We start from the raw sequence: 21,106 nt of genomic DNA, 5'->3' as shown, positions 1-21,106 counted from the left end.
ACCTAAGGGGAGTTGTGCATGGCGTTGCTCGATAAGGGGCTCAAGCAGCGGGTAGTCGGAGCGCTGGTGCTGCTGGCACTGGCCGTGATCTTCCTGCCGATGCTGTTCTCCCGCGAGGATGATGTACGCCAGGTGGTGGTCGAGGCGCCGGTGATGCCCAAGCCGCCGGCGATGCCTACCGTCGAAGTGCAACCCACCGAAGTTCCCGAGCCGCAGGCAGAAGACGCGGATGACGCTGTGCCGCCGGCCGAAGCGGCTCCGGCGCAGGCGCCTTCCGCGCCCATTGCCAGTCTGCCGACCCAGCAGGCCCAGCCGACGCAGCCCAAGGCTCCGGTCGCGCAGCCGGCTGCTCCCAAGCCGGCCGCGCCGGCGCAGCAGCCTGCCCAGGCCGCCGCTGCTGCCGCTCCCGTGCAGCAGCCGGCCCAGCGCCTGGACAGCAACAACCTGCCGGTGAGCTGGTCGGTGCAGCTGGCCAGCCTGTCCAACCGCGCCCGCGCCGACGAGCTGCAGAAGTCGCTGCGCAGCCAGGGCTACAACGCCTACGTGCGCAGCTTCGACGGTATGAACCGCGTCTTTGTCGGCCCGGTAGTCGAGCGCGCAGAGGCCGATCGCCTCCGCGACCAGCTTGGTAAGCAGCAGAAGCTCAATGGTTTCGTGGTGCGTTTCCAGCCTGAACGTGGCTGAGTCCGTTCGTTAGCTTCTCTCAATCAGCCCCATGTCAAACTGGGGCTCTTCTAAATCGAAGGCCTCTGCTAAAATGCGGGGCCTTTCCGTTTCTGGGCCGCAACGTGGCATTTACCTGGGTCGATTGGACGATGATCGGCATCATCGTCATTTCCAGCCTGATCAGCTTGAGTCGTGGTTTCGTCAAGGAAGCCCTGTCGCTGGTCACCTGGATCGTAGCCGGTGCGGTCGCCTGGATGTTCGGCGGCGCCCTGGCCGAGCATCTCGCACCCTACATCCAGCTGCCCTCGGGGCGTGTCATCGCCGCCTGCGCTCTTCTTTTCGTCGTCACGCTGCTGCTGGGCGCGCTCGTCAATTTTCTCATCAGCGAGCTGGTGCGGGTGACCGGCATGTCCGGCACCGATCGCGTGCTCGGCATGGTGTTCGGTGGCGCCCGTGGCGTGCTGCTGGTGGTTTTGCTGGTCGGTCTGCTGAGCCTTGCGCCGGTGCAACAGGACCCGTGGTGGCAGCAATCGGTGCTGATGCCGCATTTCCTGATGGTCGCCGACTGGTCGAAGAACTTCATCCTGACTTTTGCCGGGCAGTGGATGTCCGGCGTTACCATCGCTCCGCCTTCCGGAGTGGGTGGCTTGCTGCCGGCCCAGTGACGGGCGGGCGGAGGCGACGGGTAGCCGTCGCCGCTACGGCAGGTCCGGTGGATACTGCCGAATATGGAATTGTTTTAGCCTGAACACCAACTAGGGGTTGCGTCGCATGTGTGGCATCGTCGGTATCGTGGGCAAGTCGAACGTGAATCAGGCGCTCTATGACGCGCTCACCGTTCTCCAGCATCGTGGCCAGGACGCTGCGGGGATTGTCACCTGTCAGGACGACCGTCTGTACCTGCGCAAGGACAACGGCCTGGTCCGTGACGTCTTCCAGCAGCGCCACATGCAGCGCCTGGTCGGCAAGATCGGCATCGGTCACGTGCGCTACCCGACCGCGGGCAGCTCCAGCTCCGCCGAGGCGCAGCCGTTCTACGTCAACTCGCCCTACGGCATCACCCTGGCGCACAACGGCAACCTGACCAACGTCGAGCAGCTGGCCAAGGAAATCTACGAATCCGACCTGCGCCACGTGAACACCAACTCCGACTCGGAAGTGCTGCTCAACGTGTTCGCCCATGAGCTGGCGGTGCGCAACAAGCTGCAGCCCACCGAAGAAGACGTGTTCGCCGCCGTTGCCGGCGTGCATGCTCGCTGCGTAGGCGGCTACGCCGTGGTGGCGATGATCACTGGCTATGGCATCGTCGGCTTCCGCGACCCCCATGCGATCCGCCCGATCGTCTTCGGCCAGCGTCACACCGAGAACGGCGTGGAGTACATGATCGCCTCGGAAAGCGTGGCCCTGGACGTCCTCGGCTTCACCCTGATCCGCGACCTGGCTCCGGGCGAGGCGGTGTACATCACCGAAGACGGCAAGCTCTACACCCGCCAGTGCGCGGCCAACCCGCAGTACGCGCCGTGCATCTTCGAACACGTCTACCTGGCGCGTCCGGACTCCATCATCGACGGCATCTCCGTCTACAAGGCGCGCCTGCGCATGGGCGAGAAGCTGGCCGACAAGATCCTCCGCGAGCGTCCGGACCACGACATCGATGTCGTCATCCCGATCCCGGACACCAGCCGCACCGCCGCGCTGGAACTGGCCAACCGTCTGGGCGTGAAGTTCCGCGAAGGCTTCGTGAAGAACCGCTACATCGGCCGTACCTTCATCATGCCCGGCCAGGCCGCGCGCAAGAAATCGGTGCGCCAGAAGCTCAACGCCATCGAGCTGGAATTCCGCGGCAAGAACGTGATGCTGGTGGACGACTCCATCGTTCGCGGCACCACCTGCAAGCAGATCATCCAGATGGCCCGCGAGGCCGGCGCGAAGAACGTCTACTTCTGCTCCGCCGCTCCGGCGGTGCGCTACCCCAACGTCTACGGCATCGACATGCCGAGCGCCCACGAGCTGATCGCGCACAACCGCAGCACCGAGGAAGTCGGCGAGCTGATCGGTGCCGACTGGCTGGTGTATCAGGACCTGCAGGACCTGATCGAATCCACCGAGGGCGGCAAGATCAAGATCGACCACTTCGACTGCGCCGTGTTCAACGGTGAGTACGTCACCGGTGACGTCGACGAAGCCTATCTGAACAAGATCGACCAGGCGCGCAACGACTCCACCAAGACCAAGGGTGCCGCGGTCAGCGCCATCATCGATCTGTACAACGACTGATTCAGACACGAATAGGGAGAGCAGGGCATGGCTCAGGATTGGGAAGCCGGCCGGCTGGACAGCGACCTGGAGGGCGTCGGTTTCGACACCCTCGCAGTGCGCGCCGGGCAGCGCCGCACCCCGGAGGCTGAACACGGCGAAGGCCTGTTCACCACCTCCAGCTACGTGTTCCGCAGCGCCGCCGATGCGGCCGCGCGTTTCGCCGGTGAAGTGCCGGGCAACGTCTACTCGCGCTACACCAACCCCACGGTGCGCACCTTCGAGGAGCGCATCGCCGCGCTGGAAGGTGCCGAGCAGGCGGTGGCCACGTCCACCGGCATGTCGGCCATCCTCTCGCTGGTGATGAGCCTGTGCAGCGCTGGTGACCACGTGCTGGTGTCGCGCAGCGTATTCGGCTCGACCATCAGCCTGTTCGAGAAGTACTTCAAGCGTTTCGGCATCGAGGTGGACTACCCGCCGCTGAGCGACCTGAAGGCCTGGGAAGCGGCCTGCAAGCCCAACACCAAGCTGTTCTTCGTCGAATCGCCGTCCAACCCGCTGGCCGAACTGGTGGATATCGCCGCGCTGGCCGAGATCGCCCATGCCAAGGGCGCGCTGCTGGCGGTGGACAACTGCTTCTGCACCCCGGCGCTGCAGCAGCCGCTGAAGCTGGGTGCGGATGTGGTGATCCACTCCGCGACCAAGTACATCGACGGCCAGGGCCGCACCATGGGTGGCGTAGTCGCCGGTCGCCGCGCGCAGATGGAGCCCGTCGTCGGCTTCCTGCGTACCGCAGGCCCGACGCTGAGCCCGTTCAATGCCTGGATCTTCATCAAGGGCCTGGAAACCCTGCGCGTGCGCATGCAGGCCCACAGCGCCTCGGCGCAACTGGTCGCCGAGTGGCTCGAGCAGCAGCCAGGCGTGGATCGCGTGTACTACGCGGGCCTGCCCAGCCACTCGCAGCACGAGCTGGCCAAGCGTCAGCAGAAGGGCTTCGGCGCGGTGGTGAGCTTCGAGGTGAAGGGTGACAAGGCCGCAGCCTGGCGCTGCATCGACGCCACCCGGATGATCTCCATCACCACCAACCTGGGCGACACCAAGACCACCATCGCCCACCCGGCCACTACCTCCCATGGTCGCCTGTCGCCGCTGGAGCGCGAGAATGCCGGTATCCGTGACAACCTGATCCGCGTTGCCGTGGGCCTGGAAGATGTCGATGACATCAAGGCCGACCTGGCGCGAGGCCTGGCGGCGCTGTGAGCGTGATGGACGCCCTGGGCAACGGCCAGGTGGTGCTGGTCACCGGTGCAGCACACGGCATCGGCCTGGGCGTCGCTGCCTGGCTGGTTGCCGAGGGCTGGCAGGTGGTGCTGGCGGACATCGACCGCGAGCGCGGTCCGAGAGTGGCAGCGGCGCTCGGGGAGCGCGCCAGCTTCATCGCGCTGGACGTGGCCAGTGAAGGGCAGGTCGCTGCCGCCGTGGCCGAGCTGATCGGCCAGTTCGGCCGCCTCGATGCGCTGGTGAGCAATGCCGCCATCGCCCGGCCGCACAACACGGCACTGGAAAGCCTGGGTCTGAACGAGTGGAACCGCACCCTGGCGGTGAACCTCACCGGCCCGATGCTGTTGGCCAAGCACTGTGCGCCCTACCTGCGCGCGCACAGCGGCGCCATCGTCAACATCGCTTCCACTCGCGCACACCAGTCCGAGCCGAACTCCGAGGCCTACGCGGCGAGCAAGGGCGGGTTGCTGTCGCTGACCCACGCCCTGGCCAGCAGCCTGGGCCCGGATATCCGCGTCAACGCGATTTCCCCGGGCTGGATCGACGCCCGCGACCTGCGCGAGCGCGAGGCCGAGCCGCTGACCGAGCTGGATCATGACCAGCACCTGGTCGGCCGCGTCGGCACGGTGGAGGACATCGCCGCGGCGGTAGCCTGGCTGATCGGCGACAGTGCCGGCTTCGTCACCGGCCAGGAACTGGTGGTCGACGGCGGCATGACGCGCAAGATGATCTACCTCGACTGAGTGTCGGGGCGTGGAAGAGGAGGGCGACCCGAGGGTCGCCCTTTTTCTTTTCTGGCCGCAGGAAGCGGAGGGGCTGCAGCGTTCTCGAACTTTTTTTGCGGGAAATGAAAAAAAGTTCAATCAGGGCATTGACTTAGGTTCTGCCGGCTGTAGAATGCGCCCCACTTCGAGACGAAGGGTGATTAGCTCAGCTGGGAGAGCATCTGCCTTACAAGCAGAGGGTCGGCGGTTCGATCCCGTCATCACCCACCACTCTCGCAAGTTACGCGCAGCGGTAGTTCAGTCGGTTAGAATACCGGCCTGTCACGCCGGGGGTCGCGGGTTCGAGTCCCGTCCGCTGCGCCATTTTCCCCTCCTTGGTTCCTACCCCGAACCGGCTTGTCGAGTGATTCACTCCAGGCGCCAGGAGGTTGCTGTACCGGACGAAAGTCCAACCGACACGCAGCGGTAGTTCAGTCGGTTAGAATACCGGCCTGTCACGCCGGGGGTCGCGGGTTCGAGTCCCGTCCGCTGCGCCATATTCGAAAGCCCTCAGGTAGCAATACCTGAGGGTTTTTTCGTTTCCGCGCGGAAATTCCCGTCGTCCTTCTGTAAGACGCTGTCACAGCTCGTTCACCTTTGCCGTCTAGCTTTTTTCCTGCGGTCTTTGCTAAAACCGGATCGAACGGTCAGGAGAAGAGCCAATGGACGACTATCAGGAAGAGCTGCTGGAGCTGCACGCCGTGGAACAGGATCTGCCGGAGCCGGCCGACGACGCCACGGAGATGTGATCAGGCGCTGTGACGCTGGGCGCGGCGGAATTCTCCTGGGGTCTGTCCGCTCCAGCGCTTGAAGGCACGCTGGAAGGCCTCGGCGGAGGCAAAACCGAGCAGGTAGGCAATCTCGCCGAAAGCCAGGTCGGTGTCGCGAATGTAGATCATCGCCAGGTCACGGCGGGTGTCGTTGAGGATGCTGCGGAACTGCGTGCCTTCCTCGGCCAGCTTGCGGCGTAGCGTCCAGGTCGGCAGCTTGAGCCGCGCGGCCACTTCCTCCAGGTCCGGTTCGCGACCGTTGAGCATCGGCCCCAGCAACTGGGCTACGCGCTCGCGCAAGCTGCGTGTACGGGTCAGTTGCTCCAGTTCCTTCTCGCAGATGTCCAGCAATTGCCGCCAGGTGCTCGGGCAGTGGTCCGGATTGGCGCGCGCCAGTGTTGCCTGGTCCAGGCGTAGCTGGTTGTGTTCGGCGCCGAACTCCACCGGGCAGCCAAGCATTTCCTCGAAGCGCGACGCCCAGGCAGGTGCCGGGTACTCGATCGCGACCTTCTCCGGGCGCAGCGGCTGCGCGCCGATACTGCCGAGCATGCTCACCCAGCCGGCCAGTACCGAATCCACCACGAAGCGGTTGTAGGCGTTGTACGGGCTGATGGAGTAGAAGCGCAGCCAGGCCCCGCTGGTGTCTTCGATGAAGCTGCTCTGGCCGCGATAGTTCTGCGCGTAGAGCGGCTCGAAGCGGATCAGCGCGCGGGCGGCGGCCCGCAGGTTGGGTGCCTGGGCGGCGGTGACGCCGGCCAGGCCGCTCTGGCTCGGTCGGCTCAACTGGCCCATGCGCAGGCCGAGGGCGGGGTCGCCGCTCTGCTGGATGGCTGCGTGGCCCAGGCGCATGTAGCGGGGGATCGACAGGCGCGCACCAGGCTCGCCCAGACGTGCCGCGTCCAGTCCGTATTGCTGGAGCAGGGGTTGCGGGGCGACGCCGCTTTCCGCCAGCGCGTCGGCGAGGCTGTGGACAAAGCCCACCGAGAGATCGCCGAGACGCATGGTCGGGCGATTCATAGCCAGAGGTTGATCAGGCGCGCGCCGGTGCCGTCGGGCGCCAGGGTATGGCTGTCGCCATTCACGACCAGGCTGCGACCGTCGCTGCCCAGGTCCCAGAGATGGCCACGGAAGAACACGGTGATGCCGGCGTGCGCGCCGCTCTCACCGAGACGGCCGGCCAGTGCCAGGCGTTCCCAGGCTTCGCCTTCGGAGAGTTCGCCGGGCTTGAGGGTCACATCGTTCGGCGTCGCGCCGCCGTTGTAGCCCTTCCACGGTCTGCTCCAGCTGCCGTTGCCGGTAAGAAAGGCCGGTACAGCAATGATGTCGGGCTTGTTCGCGGCCAGCGCGCTATAGCTGGCCGGGTACCAGCTGTCGGCGCAGACCAGCACGCCCAGGCGCCCGGCCGGGGTCTGCAGGACCTGCAGGTCGTCGGCGTCGCCGCCACGGGTGAAGCCTTTCTCGTCGTCGATGGGAAACAGCTTGCGCTGCGGCTTGCCCAGCGGCAGGCCGTCGCTGCCGAAGACCAGGCTGACGTTGTAGAGGCGGCCATTGCCCGTGCGAATCTGCCCTTTGACGATGCGCGGGTTGGGCAGCACGATGGAGCCGGCGACTATGGTGACGCCGAACTCCTTCGCCAGCGAGCCGAACAGCGTCTGGTAGTCATGGGCCATGTCCACGGCCTTCATGCGGAACAGGGCGTCGGCCATGCGATCCTCACCCTTGGCGCCGAGCCAGCCGCGCGCCAGTTTCAGCGGGTTGCTGGCAGCCATCCACTCCATGGCTTCGGCGATGTGCTCGGTCTGGTAGACCTCGGGCTTCTCGCCGGCAGCCACCAGCCAGGTGCCGATGTGCTCGGGGAAGACGACCACGGTGCGCGGGTTGATCAGCCCCTCGTCGCGGGCCTTGGCCAGGTAGGCGTGGAACTTCAGGCGCAAGCGCTCGACGCTCTGGTAGTCCTGGGTGAACAGTTCCGGCTGCACGCCCAGCAGGTTGCCGCGTTCGGACGGCTGGCCCTGGTTGAGCGAGACTTCGCTGCGCAGGTCGGACAGGTAATGGCCCACCGGGCGGCGCTCCGCCCAGCCGGCATAACCGGCGAAGAGAATGACCAGGACGAGGAAGATCAGCTTGCGCATAAAGGACGGGTACTCATGGGATGCACCACAGGGTAGGGGTTGGGCCGGGCCTTGCCAAGCTGGGGTGTCATCTTTGGTCAGTAACTTGTCATTTTCGATCATTGAGCGGCGAGGGTGCTCTCCTTAGAGTCTGCCCCATACCGACCGCGCCCCATGCCTCGCCGTTCCGCGACCGCAGGCTGAGGGCGCGGCATCATCGTGAATGCCGGAGGAACCATGACCGCCACTTACCCGCACCTGCTCGCACCGCTGGACCTGGGCTTTACCACCCTGCGCAACCGCACCCTGATGGGCTCCATGCACACCGGCCTGGAAGAGAAGCCCCAGGGCTTTGAGCGCATGGCGGCCTACTTCGCCGAGCGTGCCCGTGGCGGCGTCGGCCTGATGGTCACCGGCGGCATTGGTCCGAACGAGGAGGGTGGCGTGTACTCCGGCGCGGCCAAGCTGAGCACCGCCGAAGAAGCCGAGAAGCACAAGATCGTTACCCAGGCAGTGCACGAGGCGGGCGGCAAGATCTGCATGCAGATCCTCCACGCCGGCCGTTACGCCTACAGCCCCAAGTCCGTTGCGCCCAGCGCCATCCAGGCGCCGATCAACCCGTTCAAGCCGCGCGAGCTGGATGAAGAAGGCATCGAGAAGCAGATCGCCGATTTCGTCAATTGTTCGAGCCTGGCCCAGGTGGCCGGCTATGACGGCGTCGAGATCATGGGTTCGGAAGGCTACTTCATCAACCAGTTCCTGGTCGCCCACACCAACCACCGAACCGACCGCTGGGGCGGCAGCTACGAGAACCGCATGCGCCTGCCGGTGGAAATCGTCCGCCGCGTGCGCGAGGCCGTCGGCCCGAACTTCATCATCATCTATCGCCTGTCGATGCTTGACCTGGTGGAAGGCGGCAGCACCTGGGAAGAGATCGTCCTGCTGGCCAAGGCTATCGAGAAGGCCGGCGCGACCATCATCAACACCGGCATCGGCTGGCACGAAGCGCGTATCCCGACCATCGCCACCAAGGTGCCGCGCGCGGCTTTCACCAAGGTCACCGCCAAGCTCAAGGGCGAAGTCAGCATCCCGCTGTGCACCACCAACCGTATCAATACCCCGGAAATCGCCGAGCAGGTACTGGCCGAAGGCGACGCCGACATGGTCTCCATGGCCCGTCCGTTCCTGGCTGACCCGGACTTCGTCAACAAGGCTGCTGAAGGCCGCGCTGACGAGATCAACACCTGCATCGGCTGCAACCAGGCCTGCCTGGACCACACCTTCGGCGGCAAGCTGACCAGTTGCCTGGTGAACCCGCGTGCCTGCCATGAAACCGAGCTGAACTATATCCCGACCACCCACGTGAAGAAGATCGCCGTGGTCGGCGCCGGCCCCGCCGGCCTGTCCGCTGCCACCGTGGCGGCCGAGCGTGGCCATGAGGTGACCCTGTTCGACGCCGCCGGCGAGATCGGCGGCCAGTTCAACGTCGCCAAGCGCGTGCCGGGCAAGGAAGAGTTCTACGAGACCCTGCGCTACTTCAAGCGCAAGGTGGAAACCACCGGCGTGAACCTGCAGTTGAATACCCGCGTCAGCGTCGACGACCTGGTCAAGGGCGGCTTCGACGAGGTCATCCTCGCCACCGGCATCGTGCCGCGCACCCCGGCCATTCCCGGCATCGAGAACGCCAAGGTGATCAGCTACCTGGACGCCATCCTCGAGCGCAAGCCGGTCGGCAACAGCGCGGCGGTGATCGGCGCCGGCGGCATCGGTTTCGACGTGTCCGAGTACATCACCCATGCCGGCGAATCCACCAGCCTGGACCGCCATGCCTTCTGGCAGGAGTGGGGTATCGACGAGAACCTGGATGCCCGTGGCGGCATCGCCGGTATCCAGGCGCATCCGCACGCCGCGGCGCGCCAGGTGTTCCTGCTGCAGCGCAAGAAGTCCAAGGTCGGCGACGGCCTGGGCAAGACCACCGGCTGGATCCACCGTACCGGCCTGAAGAACAAGCAGGTACAGATGCTCAACAGCGTCGAGTACCTCAAGGTCGACAACGATGGCCTGCACATCAGCATCGCCGGCGGCGAACCGCAGGTGCTGCCGGTGGACACCGTGGTCGTCTGCGCCGGCCAGGACCCGTTGCGCGAACTGCACGACGGCCTGGTCGCTGCCGGCCAGAGCGTGCACCTGATCGGCGGCGCCGATGTGGCTGCCGAACTGGACGCCAAGCGCGCCATCAACCAGGGTTCGCGCCTGGCCGCTGAAATCTGATCCGACTGAGACATGGATCACAAAGCCGGGCCCGGAAAAGTTCCCTTCCGGGTCCGGATATCCCTCCAGAAATCCAACCGCGTCACAGAATTCTCCAGCCGGTTAACCGCCCGGCCCAACCGCCGGAGCGGGTGCCAACCGAGTCACATTGCCTGCGACATTAATTCCCCTAGACTTGCTCGGATGTCGGGATTTTCCCGCTGTCTGGGTGCTGCATTTCTGACAGACCCTTTTTTCAGACTTCCTCCCGCACCAGCCCAGAGGTCAATCGATGAGCATGCAGAAGAAGCCTCAAATGGTGGAAGCCGTGGTCTTCTTCAACGACCGTGGCGTCTGCAGGGAAATGCTCTACCCCGAATTCGAGGCGCTGCTCGACAACGTCGTGCAGATGCCGGAATACGCCGATCAGCAGATGCAGCTCGCCTATGTGCTGATCAACCCGCGCCTGCTGGTCAAGGCGGTGGTGTTCTTCTACCTGGATTTCGACGAGAAGGGCGAAGCCGACAGAGGCTGGAACCTGCCGCTGCGCAACCTGGCCGACCGTGCCGGTCGTGGCCCCGACATGGGGGCCGGGCCTATCCGCCTGGCCTGCCGCAGCCAGTGCCCGGTGTCCTGGCACCAAATGCACCTGTGGGATCCGACCCTCGACGCTGCCCAGAACCATCTGGTTCAACTGCGTGAAGCGGTGAAGCGCAACAACCTTGGCATGCTGGTGGAAGAAGAGCCTGCCGCCGTGGAGCTCGCGCGCCTGCAGATGGCCGACGAGCACCAGTGGTATGCGCCCGCCGAGGAGTCCCGCGAGGAGGCCGAAAAGCTCGCCCGCGCGCTGCTCGAAGAGCACCAGCAGAAGACCGCTGCACTGCTCGGTCAGCATGAAACCCGCCTGTCGCAGATCAGCCAGCAGCACGAACAGGAACTCAGTCGCCTGAAGCTCGGTGCGCAGGAGCAGGTCAAGGTGCTGCAGGCCGAACTCGCCGCACTGCGCGAAGGCCTGAAGCGCGAGGAAGAGATCAACGCCGGCCTGCGCCGTGAACTGGATGGCCAGGCCAATGGCTTCCAGCGCGGACGCGAGGAGCTGACCGCCCAGTTGCGCCATATCGAAGAAAGCGGCCGTGACGAGCTGGAGCAACTGCGCCAGCAGATCGAGGAGGAATCGCGTACTCGCCTGGCCAGCCTGGAAGCTCGCTACAAGGAACAGATATCCGTCCGCGACGTCGAGCTGGGCTACCGCAACGAACTGGACCAGCAGTTGAAGCAGGAGAACCAGCAACTGCGCAAGGAGGCCGAGCAACTGCGCGAGGAAACCGCTCAGTTGCGCGAGCTCGCCGGGCAACTGCAGCAGGGCGCCGAGGGCTTGCGCCTGGAACTGGACGCGCTGGCAGCCAAGGCGGCCGATAGCTCGATGCTGGAGCGCCTGGCCGGCATGGGGGTGATCTTCGTGGTGTACCATCCCGGCGCCGGTCATCTGACCCTGTCGCTGCAGGATGTCGCCCGTTACCAGGAAAACCCCATGGCTTACGCCGCGGCCAAGTGCTTCGTCGCCGAAGACCAGTACCGCAGCTGGCTCGCCCATTACCAGCAACCCGCCTGCGAAGGACGGCTGTCCAACGGCGAGCGCTGCGCCATGCCCATCGACCGCGTGGAAACTCCCGGCCGCTTCGTCGAAGGCGACAGCAACTGCTGCTCCCGGCACAAGACTGCCGGCCGACTGCGCAGCGTCACCACCGGCTGACCGGGGCGCCGTGCGGTTTCCCGACTGGCGCCCCGAAGCCCCCCTGCAACGCGTCCACCTGGATTGGCTTGACCGCGCCGGCTTCGAGCTGGCGTTGTTGCGCCTGGACCTCGTGGATGCGCGGGTCTCCGGCAACAAGTGGTTCAAGCTCGCCCCTTATCTCCAGCAAGCCGCCGACCTGGGCCTGAACGGTGTGATGACCCTGGGCGGCGCTCATTCCAATCACCTGCATGCGGTAGCCGCGGCCGGTGCGCGCTTCGGCTTCGATACCGTCGGATTACTGCGTGGAGACGAGCAGGACAATCCCACAGTGGCCGACCTGCGCCAGCTCGGCATGCAGCTCCACTGGCTCGGCTACGGGGGTTATCGCCGACGGCACGACCACGATTTCTGGACGCCCTGGCGCGGGCGCTATCCGCAGTTGCTGGCGGTGGGCGAAGGCGGCGGTGGGCTTCGAGGTGCGCAGGGTTGCGCACCGTTGATTGCGCAGATACGCGGGCAACTTGGTGCTCTCGGTTGGGAGGGGTATCACCAGATCTGGGTGGCCTGTGGCACCGGCACGACCCTGGCCGGCCTGGTGCTCGGCGAGGGTGGTGCGCATCCGGTGGTCGGCGCCATGGCGGTGCCGCCGGGGCACGGTATCGAAACACAGGTGCCCGAGCTGTTAAGGGAGGGTGGCTCCAGCGATGCCGGATACCGTTTGCTGGATGCCAGCCGTGGGGGCTTCGCGCAGATCGACGCGACGCTGGCTCGCTTCATCCTGGCGACCGAAGCCGAGTGCGGCGTGCCGCTGGAGCCGCTGTACACCGGGAAGTTGCTGTTGGCGTTGCACGATGAAATCGCCGCGGGGCGCATCGCGCGCGGCACCCGCATCGTCGCCATCCACAGTGGCGGCTTGCAGGGGCGTCGGGCGCTGGATGAGAAATTGAAGGCCCTGGCGGCTCAGCGCGAATAGCCGCTGTGCACCCGTGGCCAGCGGTCACCCACGAGGAACAGGCGCTCCTGCTCCCGCCAGCGCCCTTCGTGGAACTCCATGCGCACGAGCATCTGCGGGAAGCCGTCTTCCGGCAGTTCCGCCAGCCAGGTGGCGAAGCGCTCTGTGCTCCAGCTTTCATCTTCGGCGGCCGGGGATAGCCAGCCCTTGCGCGACAGCGCCCGCCAGCCGTCCGGCTGCTGCGCCTGGTAGGCAGGCCAGGCGCGCCGATGTAGCCAGCGGCCGCGCTGGTGGTTGTCGCTGGCCCCCGCGGGCGGCGGGCAGGGTGTGGGCCAGGAATAGAACAGGTAGCCGCCGAGCCAGAGGCCCGGCCGCGGCTCGGCATGGCTGTGCTCGCGCACCACGGCCAGCCCTTCGGCGGTGGAGGAGAGCGGCAGCTGGTGCTGGTAGAAGTGCCCGATCTTGCGCAGCAGGTGGTCTTCGGCGCCCGGCCCGAGCCAGGAGTCGGGACCGTCGTCGCTGGGGCCGAGGTAGAGCTTGATGGCCAGTTCCAGGTGATGCAGGCCGTCGTCGTCCTCCAGCAACAGGTCCAGTTCGCCGAGGGTCTGGCCGTTGTCGCGCACCGGCAGGTTGGCGGCGAGCAGGCGCAGGTCCGGCGCGCGCTCCAGGGCATATTGCCAGAGGCGTTCGTAGTAGCGTCCCAGGCGTTGGTGTGGCGCAGACTCGAGTTGCACCAGCAGTTCGCCCGGCGAGCGTTCCAGTGCGCGCAACCAGTCGGCTAGCCGCGCGGGCTGCGCGTACCAGCGGCTGGCGCTCAGCGGGTGGCGCAGCGCCGGGCTGCCGGGGTGCAGCAAGGGCGGGGAGAGCAGCGTCCAGGCGAGGTCGCGGACCTGCGGCTGGCGCAGGTCGATCAACAGCTCGTCGAGCAGGGCGGTGAAGTCGGTCATGCCCCAAGCCTAGCCGCTGCACACCCGCTCCGGCCACGCTGCGGTTTGCCGCTGCTTCTGCCTTTCGCCCATAATTCCGCCATTCGAGTAGCGCAACGCCGTCCGGAGTCCCATGGAACCCTTTCGCAATATCGGCATCATCGGCCGCCTGGGCAGCACCCAGGTTCTGGAAACCATCCGTCGGCTGAAGAAATTCCTCACCGAGCGCCACCTGCATGTGATCCTCGAGGACACCATTGCCGAGGTCCTGCCGGGCCACGGTCTTCAGACCTGCTCGCGAAAGATCATGGGCGAGATCTGCGACCTGGTGATCGTGGTCGGTGGCGACGGCAGCATGCTCGGCGCCGCACGCGCCCTGGCACGGCACAAGGTGCCGGTGCTGGGGATCAACCGTGGCAGCCTGGGCTTCCTCACCGATATCCGCCCCGACGAGCTGGAAACCAAGGTCGCCGAAGTCCTCGGCGGCCAGTACATAGTCGAGAGCCGCTTCCTGCTCGACGCGCTGGTACGCCGCCACGGCGAATCCATCGGTCAGGGCGACGCGTTGAACGACGTGGTGCTGCACCCCGGCAAGTCCACGCGGATGATCGAGTTCGAGCTGTACATCGACGGTCAGTTCGTCTGCAGCCAGAAGGCCGACGGCCTGATCGTCGCCACCCCGACCGGCTCCACCGCCTATGCGCTGTCCGCCGGCGGGCCGATCATGCATCCCAAGCTGGATGCCATCGTGGTCGTGCCGATGTACCCGCACATGCTGTCCAGCCGCCCCATCGTGGTGGACGGCAACAGCGAGCTGAAGATCGTCGTCTCACCGAACATGCAGATCTACCCGCAGGTGTCCTGCGACGGCCAGAACCACTTCACCTGCGCTCCAGGCGACACCGTCACGGTGAGCAAGAAGCCGCAGAAGCTGCGCCTGATCCACCCCATCGACCACAACTACTACGAGGTCTGCCGGACCAAGCTGGGTTGGGGCAGCCGCCTCGGGAGCAGCGAGTGATGGAACTCGACCCCGCACGTGGCTATGACCTGATCGGCGATATCCACGGCTGCGCGCACACCCTCGACCATCTGCTGGAGCGCCTCGGCTATCGCTCGCAGGGTGGCGTGTGGCGACATGCGCGACGACAGGCGCTGTTCCTGGGCGACCTCATCGACCGTGGCCCGCGCATCCGCGAGGCGCTGCACCGGGTGCATGACATGGTCGCCGCCGGCGAGGCACTGTGCATCATGGGCAACCATGAATTCAACGCGCTCGGCTGGTCCACGCCCGCCGCGCCGGGTAGTGGTCGCCAGTACGTGCGCGAGCACACGCCGCGCCACGCCCGGCTGATCCGCGAGACGCTGGAGCAGTTCGAAGGCCACCCGGCGGACTGGCGCGACTTCCTCGGCTGGTTCCAGGAGATGCCGCTGTTCCTCGATTCCGGGCGTTTCCGCATGGTCCACGCCTGCTGGGACCACGACGTGATCGACACGCTGCGCCAGCAGTTCCCTGATGGGCGCATCGACGAAGCCTTCCTCATGGCCACCGCCGAGCCGGGCAGTTTTGCCCAGCAGGCCTGCGACCGCCTGCTGCGCGGCACCGACATGCGCCTGCCCAACGGCCTGACGCTGACCGGCAGCGACGGTTTCACCCGTGCCTTCTTCCGCACCAAGTTCTGGGAAGAAGACCGCGCGCCGGAAACCTACGGCGATATCGTGTTCCAGCCCGACGCACTGCCTGACGAAGTGGCCAGCGAGCGCCTCAGCGAGGAGCAGAAGTCGCGCTTGCTGACCTACGGCGCCGACGAGCCGCTGCTGTTCGTCGGCCACTACTGGCGGCGCGGCACCCCGGCACCGATCCGCCCGAACCTCGCCTGCCTGGACTACAGCGCGGTGATGTACGGCAAGCTCGCGGCCTACCGGCTGGACGAGGAAACGCGGCTGGACCGCAACAAGTTCGTTTGGGTGGATGTGAAGCGTCCGGAGGGCGATGAGTGAGCGCAATTGAAGCGATGCGGTTGCCGGCGGCGGTCGATCTCGGGCAGTTCGTCACCCTGCTGCAGCGGCTGAACGTGCCATTCCGGGTCAGCGAGGAGTCCGGCGAGCAAGTGCTCTGGGTACCTAACTCTCAGCTGGCTGAGCAGGTACGCAGTCTGTACCAGCGTTATCCACAGGGCGATCCCGAATTTACCGTGCACGCCGAGCCCCAGCGCGGCGGGCCGGGTTTCGTCCAGCAACTGAAGATGAGCCGTATGACGGCGGCGGTGCTACTGGTGACCTTCGTGGTGGCCGCCATCACCCTGCTCGGCACTTCTCCGGAGACACTGCGCTGGTTCACCTTCCAGAATTTCCAGATGGTCGGCGAGGACCGCGCGCTGTTCTATCCGCTGTCCGACTCGCTGGCGCAGGGGCAGTGGTGGCGTCTGTTCACGCCCATGCTGATCCACTTCGGCTGGCTGCACCTGGCGATGAACGCCATGTGGTACTGGGAACTGGGGCGGCGCATCGAGTATCGCCAGGGCGCCTGGATGCTGCTGGGGCTGAGCCTGGGCTTCGGCCTGGTGTCGAATCTGGTGCAGTACGGCGTCAGTGGGCCGAGCCTGTTCGGTGGCCTGTCCGGTGTGCTTTACGGCCTGCTCGGCCACTGCTGGATCTTCCAACGCATGGCGCCGACGCCTGCCTATCACCTGCCCAAGGGCGTGGTGGCGATGATGCTGATCTGGCTGCTGGTGTGCCTGTCGGGCGTGATCGACCTGCTCGGCTTCGGCTCCATCGCCAACGGCGCCCACGTCGGCGGGCTGGTGGCGGGTTGCCTGAGTGGTCTGCTCGGCGGGCTGTTGGCGCGGCGCGCGGCGCGCTGAGCCGCATTGCGGCGTTTCATCATCGGCCGATCCTTGCCGGCTGGCGACTTCGTAGGATGGGTGGAGCCTAGGCGATACCCATGCTGTCGGTGCTGGGATCGATGGGTATCGCTTCGCTCCACGCCATCCTACGAAAGCGCCCCTGGATGAACGGGAGCTGCGCAACCGATTGACCGGCGTTCGTGCGCACAGCGCGTTCGCCCGGTAGAATGCCGGCTTCGTTTTTCCCCTGCAGGAGCCGGCCCATGTCGTCCTTCGCCGAAATGATCGAGAACATCACCCCCGAAATCTACGAGAGCCTCAAGCTGGCCGTGGAAATCGGCAAATGGCCCGACGGCCGCAAGCTGTCCGTGGAACAGAAGGAGCTGTCGCTGCAGGCCATGATCGCCTGGGAGATGGACAACCTTCCCGAGGACCAGCGTACCGGCTACATGGGCCCGCAGGCCTGCGAGTCACACGCCGAGCCGATCCCGAACATCCTCTTCTCCTCCAATTCGCTGCACTGATGGCAGGGTTTTGATGGAAGAGATTGGACGCGGCGCCCTGAGCAAGATGTCGGCGCGCCTGGAAAGCCCCGTGCAGTACGCCTTTCGCCTCGGCGAGAAGGAAGTCGCGGTAAACCCGCTGATCGGCAAGACCGTGCGCCTGGAGTACCTGGGCGAGATCAACTGCTGCCACTGCGGGCGCAAGACCAAGAAGAGCTTCGCCCAGGGGTACTGCTACCCGTGCTTCACCAAGCTGGCGCAATGCGACAGCTGCATCATGAGCCCGGAGAAGTGCCACTACGAGGACGGCTCCTGCCGCGAACCGGAGTGGGGCGAGCGCTTCTGCATGACCGACCATGTGGTCTACCTGGCCAACTCCTCGGGGGCCAAGGTCGGTATCACCCGCGCGACCCAGGTGCCGACCCGCTGGATCGACCAGGGCGCGCGCCAGGCGCTGCCGATCATGCGCGTGGCGACCCGCCAGCAGTCCGGCTTCGTCGAGGACCTGCTGCGCAGCCAGGTCACCGACCGCACCAACTGGCGCGCACTGCTCAAGGGCGAAGCCGAGCCGCTGGACCTGGTAGCCATCCGCGAGCAGATATTCGACGCCTGCGCCGAGGGCATCGTCGCCCTGCAGCAGCGCTTCGGCCTGCAGGCGATCCAGCCGGTGATCGACATGCAACCCATCGAGATCAGCTACCCGGTGGAGGCCTACCTGGCCAAGATCACCAGCTTCGATCTGGACAAGACGCCGGTGGTCGAGGGTACCCTGCAGGGTATCAAGGGCCAGTACCTGATCTTCGATACCGGCGTGATCAACGTGCGCAAGTTCACCGCGTACCAACTGGCCATCAGCGCCTGATCGAACCTGCATTGAATTTTCGGCACGAGGAACGCATCTAGGGATAGATGCGTTCCCGACTCGCCCGCGCCGTTTCCAATCGCTAGAGTCAGTATTCCTCCGGCCGGCCCATCCTGCCTGCCGCCTTCCAAGGGGCCAAAAGCCATGCGTACCGAGCAACCGAAAGTCATCTACCTCAAGGATTATCAGGCGCCCGAGTACCTGATCGACGAGACCAACCTGACCTTCGAGCTGTACGAGGACCACACCCTGGTCCACGCCCAGCTGGTGATGCGCCGCAACCCGGAGCGCGGCGACGGCTTGCCGCCGCTGGTGCTCGACGGCCAGCAGCTGGAGCTGCTGTCGGTGGCGCTGGACGACCAGACCCTCGAAGCCGGCCAGTACCAGCAGGACGAGAACCACCTGACCCTGCAGCCGACTGCGAAGACCTTCACCGTCGACAGCACCGTGCGCATCCATCCGGAAAGCAACACCGCGCTGGAAGGCCTGTACAAGTCCGGCAAGATGTTCTGCACCCAGTGCGAGGCCGAAGGTTTCCGCAAGATCACCTACTACCTCGACCGCCCGGACGTGATGAGCAGCTTCACCACCACGCTGTCGGCCGAGCAGCACCAGTATCCGGTGCTCCTGTCCAACGGCAACCCGGTGGCCAGCGGCTCGGAAGAGGGCGGCCGCCACTGGGCGACCTGGCAGGACCCGTTCAAGAAGCCGGCCTACCTGTTCGCCCTGGTCGCCGGTGACCTCTGGTGCGTGGAAGACCAGTTCACCACCATGAGCGAGCGCGAAGTCACCCTGCGCATCTATGTCGAGCCGGAGAACATCGACAAGGTCCAGCACGCCATGGACAGCCTGAAGAACTCGATGCGCTGGGACGAGAAGGTCTACGGCCGCGAGTACGACCTGGACATCTTCATGATCGTCGCGGTCAACGACTTCAACATGGGCGCCATGGAGAACAAGGGCCTCAACATCTTCAACTCCAGCTGCGTACTGGCCAAGGCCGAGACCGCCACCGATGCCGCGCACCAGCGCGTCGAAGGTGTCGTCGCCCACGAGTACTTCCACAACTGGTCGGGCAACCGCGTGACCTGCCGCGACTGGTTCCAGCTGTCGCTCAAGGAAGGCTTCACCGTGTTCCGCGACAGCGAGTTTTCCGCCGACATGAACTCGCGCACCGTCAAGCGCGTCGAGGACGTGGCCTTCCTGCGCACCAACCAGTTCGCCGAGGACGCCGGCCCCATGGCGCACCCGGTGCGCCCGGATTCCTTCATCGAGATTTCCAACTTCTACACCCTGACCGTCTACGAGAAGGGTTCGGAAGTGGTGCGCATGATCCACACCCTGCTGGGCGCCGAAGGCTTCCGCAAGGGCACCGACCTGTACTTCGAGCGCCATGACGGCCAGGCCGTGACCTGCGACGACTTCGTCAAGGCCATGGAAGATGCCAACGGCGTCGACCTGACCCAGTTCAAGCGCTGGTACAGCCAGTCCGGCACCCCGCGCCTGGCGGTGGAGGAAAGCTTCGACGCTGCGGCGCAGAGCTACACCCTGAACTTCCGCCAGAGCTGCCCGGCCACGCCGGGGCAGAGCGAGAAGCAGCCCTTCGTCATTCCGGTGCAGATGGGCCTGATCGATAAGCTGGGCAACGCCCTGTCGCTGCGCCTGCAGGGCGAAGAGCACGCCCACGGCAGCGATCGCGTGCTGCAGGTCACCGAGGCCGAACAGTCCTTCACCTTCGTCGGCCTGGCTGAGAAGCCGTTGCCGTCGCTGCTGCGTGGCTTCTCCGCGCCGGTGAAGCTGAGCTTCCCGTACAACCGCGACCAGCTGATGTTCCTCATGCAGCACGACGAGGACGGCTTCAACCGCTGGGAGGCCGGCCAGCAGCTGTCCGTGCAGGTCCTGCAGGAACTGATCGGCCAGCACCAGCGTGGCGAGAAGCTTGTCCTGGATGATCGCCTGATCACCGCTTTCCGCACCTTGCTGCTGGATACCGGCCTGGATCAGGCCATGGTTGCCGAGATGCTTTCGCTGCCCAGCGAAGCCTACCTCACCGAGATCAGCGAAGTGGCTGACGTCGAAGCCATCCACGCCGCCCGCGAATTCGCCCGCCAGCAGATCGGCGCGGCGCTGCACGAGCCGCTGTGGGAGCGCTACCAGGCCAACCGAAAGCAGTCCCGCGAGACCGCCTACGTCGCCGAAGCTTCGCATATCGCCCGCCGCAGCCTGCAGAACATTGCGCTGTCCTACCTCATGCAGAGCGGCAAGGCCGAAGTGCTCGCCGCCTGCCAGGAGCAGTACAAGGAGTGCGACAACATGACCGAGCGCCTGACCGCGCTGGCCGTGCTGGTCAACTCGTCCTTCGAGAGTGAAAAGGCCGAGGGGCTGGCGATGTTCGCCGACTACTTCAAGGACGACCCGCTGGTGATGGACCAGTGGTTCAGCGTCCAGGCCGGCTGCACCCTGCCGGGCGGGCTGGAGCGTGTACAGGAACTGATGAAGCATTCGGCCTTCACCCTGAAGAACCCGAACAAGATCCGCGCGCTGATCGGCGCCTTCGCCAACCAGAACGCGGTGAACTTCCACCGCGCAGACGGCGCCGGCTACCGCTTCCTGGCCGACCAGATCATCACCCTCAACGCGCTCAACCCGCAGATCGCCTCGCGCCTGCTGACCCCGCTGACCCGCTGGCGCAAGTACGCGCCGGCGCGTCAGGCGCTGATGAAGGCCGAGCTGGAGCGCATCCTCGCGTCCGGCGAGCTGTCCAGCGATGTATACGAAGTAGTCAGCAAGAGCCTCGCGTAACACACCCGCCGCGCTCCGTTCCAGGGGCGCAATGCACTTTCGAAAAGGTGTTACCAACTTTTGTTGGTAACACCTTTTTGTTACCTATCGAAATTAACCGATATCATTCTTATCGCTTTGTGATATTGGGCGAAAAACGCCGATGTGTCTGCGTCGCGCCTTCAGGGGCCGATTGCGCCATCAGGGATGGCAAATGGCGCAATCGGCCACTTGATTTGATCAGTGAACGACCAGTCACAAAAAGTAGCGCGCAGATTCTTTATTTTTTGTAAGCAGAATCGGATACATCGGTGCTGTTGGCACTGGGGTTGCACCGACGGACCCCGCTTAGCCTTTGCCCGTCCGATGGGGCGGGAGGCATGTCGAGCACCTTGGGGGAGTT

At 65.4% G+C, this 21,106-nt stretch carries 17 protein-coding genes and 3 tRNA genes; 17 read left to right on the top strand and 3 right to left on the bottom strand.

Annotated features, from left to right (window positions below; translation table 11 throughout):
• The first annotated feature begins 18 nt into the window (after positions 1-18).
• From IB275_RS20910 to IB275_RS20875, 8 genes are all read left to right on the top strand, one after another.
• Positions 19-684 (top strand): SPOR domain-containing protein, encoded by a 666-nt coding sequence (locus IB275_RS20910; RefSeq protein WP_192290880.1) that lies wholly within the window; start codon positions 19-21, stop codon positions 682-684.
• A 104-nt stretch (positions 685-788) separates the two neighbouring features.
• Positions 789-1,331 (top strand): CvpA family protein, encoded by a 543-nt coding sequence (locus tag IB275_RS20905; protein WP_192290878.1) that lies wholly within the window; start codon positions 789-791, stop codon positions 1,329-1,331.
• Positions 1,332-1,437: 106 nt separating this feature from the next.
• The gene (gene purF / locus IB275_RS20900) at positions 1,438-2,943 is read left to right on the top strand and encodes an amidophosphoribosyltransferase (protein WP_081519374.1); all 1,506 of its coding nucleotides are present in this window, start codon (positions 1,438-1,440) and stop codon (positions 2,941-2,943) included.
• 27 nt (positions 2,944-2,970) lie between these two features.
• The gene (locus IB275_RS20895) at positions 2,971-4,182 is read left to right on the top strand and encodes an O-succinylhomoserine sulfhydrylase (protein ID WP_192290876.1); all 1,212 of its coding nucleotides are present in this window, start codon (positions 2,971-2,973) and stop codon (positions 4,180-4,182) included.
• A 5-nt stretch (positions 4,183-4,187) separates the two neighbouring features.
• Positions 4,188-4,946, top strand: a complete 759-nt coding sequence (locus tag IB275_RS20890) for an SDR family oxidoreductase (protein WP_192292466.1) — start codon at positions 4,188-4,190, stop codon at positions 4,944-4,946.
• Between the two features lie 176 nt (positions 4,947-5,122).
• Positions 5,123-5,198, top strand: a tRNA-Val gene (locus IB275_RS20885).
• Between the two features lie 16 nt (positions 5,199-5,214).
• Positions 5,215-5,291 (top strand) — tRNA-Asp (locus tag IB275_RS20880).
• Between the two features lie 96 nt (positions 5,292-5,387).
• A tRNA-Asp gene (locus IB275_RS20875) sits at positions 5,388-5,464 on the top strand.
• A gap of 252 nt (positions 5,465-5,716) precedes the next feature.
• On the opposite strand, the gene IB275_RS20870 is transcribed toward IB275_RS20875, so the two are convergent.
• Both IB275_RS20870 and IB275_RS20865 read right to left on the bottom strand, forming a co-directional pair.
• A complete protein-coding gene (locus IB275_RS20870) occupies positions 5,717-6,754 on the bottom strand; it encodes an AraC family transcriptional regulator (protein ID WP_192290874.1) in 1,038 nt (345 codons plus the stop codon).
• Positions 6,751-7,869, bottom strand: a complete 1,119-nt coding sequence (locus tag IB275_RS20865) for a carbon-nitrogen hydrolase family protein (RefSeq protein ID WP_192290872.1) — start codon at positions 7,867-7,869, stop codon at positions 6,751-6,753. The genes IB275_RS20870 and IB275_RS20865 overlap by 4 nt, the downstream gene beginning before the upstream one ends.
• 216 nt (positions 7,870-8,085) lie before the next feature.
• On the opposite strand from IB275_RS20865, the gene IB275_RS20860 reads away from it, so the two are divergent.
• The 3 genes from IB275_RS20860 (at position 8,086) to IB275_RS20850 (ending at position 12,806) form a co-directional block, all read left to right on the top strand.
• Positions 8,086-10,119, top strand: a complete 2,034-nt coding sequence (locus IB275_RS20860; RefSeq protein ID WP_192290870.1) for an oxidoreductase — start codon at positions 8,086-8,088, stop codon at positions 10,117-10,119.
• A gap of 271 nt (positions 10,120-10,390) precedes the next feature.
• Positions 10,391-11,851 (top strand): coiled-coil domain-containing protein, encoded by a 1,461-nt coding sequence (locus IB275_RS20855; RefSeq protein WP_192290868.1) that lies wholly within the window; start codon positions 10,391-10,393, stop codon positions 11,849-11,851.
• Positions 11,852-11,861: 10 nt separating this feature from the next.
• The gene (locus IB275_RS20850) at positions 11,862-12,806 is read left to right on the top strand and encodes a 1-aminocyclopropane-1-carboxylate deaminase/D-cysteine desulfhydrase (RefSeq protein WP_192290866.1); all 945 of its coding nucleotides are present in this window, start codon (positions 11,862-11,864) and stop codon (positions 12,804-12,806) included.
• Here IB275_RS20850 and IB275_RS20845 read toward each other — a convergent pair.
• The gene (locus tag IB275_RS20845) at positions 12,794-13,732 is read right to left on the bottom strand and encodes a DUF1853 family protein (RefSeq protein WP_192290864.1); all 939 of its coding nucleotides are present in this window, start codon (positions 13,730-13,732) and stop codon (positions 12,794-12,796) included. The genes IB275_RS20850 and IB275_RS20845 overlap by 13 nt on opposite strands.
• Positions 13,733-13,844: 112 nt before the next feature.
• Between IB275_RS20845 and IB275_RS20840 the strand changes: the two genes are divergently transcribed.
• The 6 genes from IB275_RS20840 (at position 13,845) to pepN (ending at position 20,724) form a co-directional block, all read left to right on the top strand.
• Positions 13,845-14,732, top strand: coding sequence for an NAD(+) kinase (locus tag IB275_RS20840; protein WP_017519352.1), 888 nt, complete (start codon positions 13,845-13,847; stop codon positions 14,730-14,732).
• A complete protein-coding gene (locus IB275_RS20835) occupies positions 14,732-15,712 on the top strand; it encodes a metallophosphoesterase (protein ID WP_138214996.1) in 981 nt (326 codons plus the stop codon). Before IB275_RS20840 ends, IB275_RS20835 begins: the two co-directional genes overlap by 1 nt.
• Positions 15,713-15,726: 14 nt before the next feature.
• The gene (locus IB275_RS20830; protein WP_225607695.1) at positions 15,727-16,575 is read left to right on the top strand and encodes a rhomboid family intramembrane serine protease; all 849 of its coding nucleotides are present in this window, start codon (positions 15,727-15,729) and stop codon (positions 16,573-16,575) included.
• Between the two features lie 245 nt (positions 16,576-16,820).
• The gene (locus tag IB275_RS20825) at positions 16,821-17,081 is read left to right on the top strand and encodes a YeaC family protein (protein ID WP_138214994.1); all 261 of its coding nucleotides are present in this window, start codon (positions 16,821-16,823) and stop codon (positions 17,079-17,081) included.
• Between the two features lie 13 nt (positions 17,082-17,094).
• On the top strand, positions 17,095-17,922 hold the full coding sequence (locus IB275_RS20820) for a DUF2797 domain-containing protein (RefSeq protein WP_192290860.1): 828 nt from the start codon (positions 17,095-17,097) through the stop codon (positions 17,920-17,922).
• 144 nt (positions 17,923-18,066) lie between these two features.
• On the top strand, positions 18,067-20,724 hold the full coding sequence (gene pepN, locus IB275_RS20815) for an aminopeptidase N (protein WP_192290840.1): 2,658 nt from the start codon (positions 18,067-18,069) through the stop codon (positions 20,722-20,724).
• Positions 20,725-21,106 lie beyond the last annotated feature (382 nt).

This window comes from Pseudomonas sp. PDM21 (genome assembly GCF_014852505.2).
Lineage (GTDB): Bacteria > Pseudomonadota > Gammaproteobacteria > Pseudomonadales > Pseudomonadaceae > Pseudomonas.
Note: the sequence above shows the minus strand (reverse complement) of the source record. Positions and strands in the feature narration are given on the sequence as shown.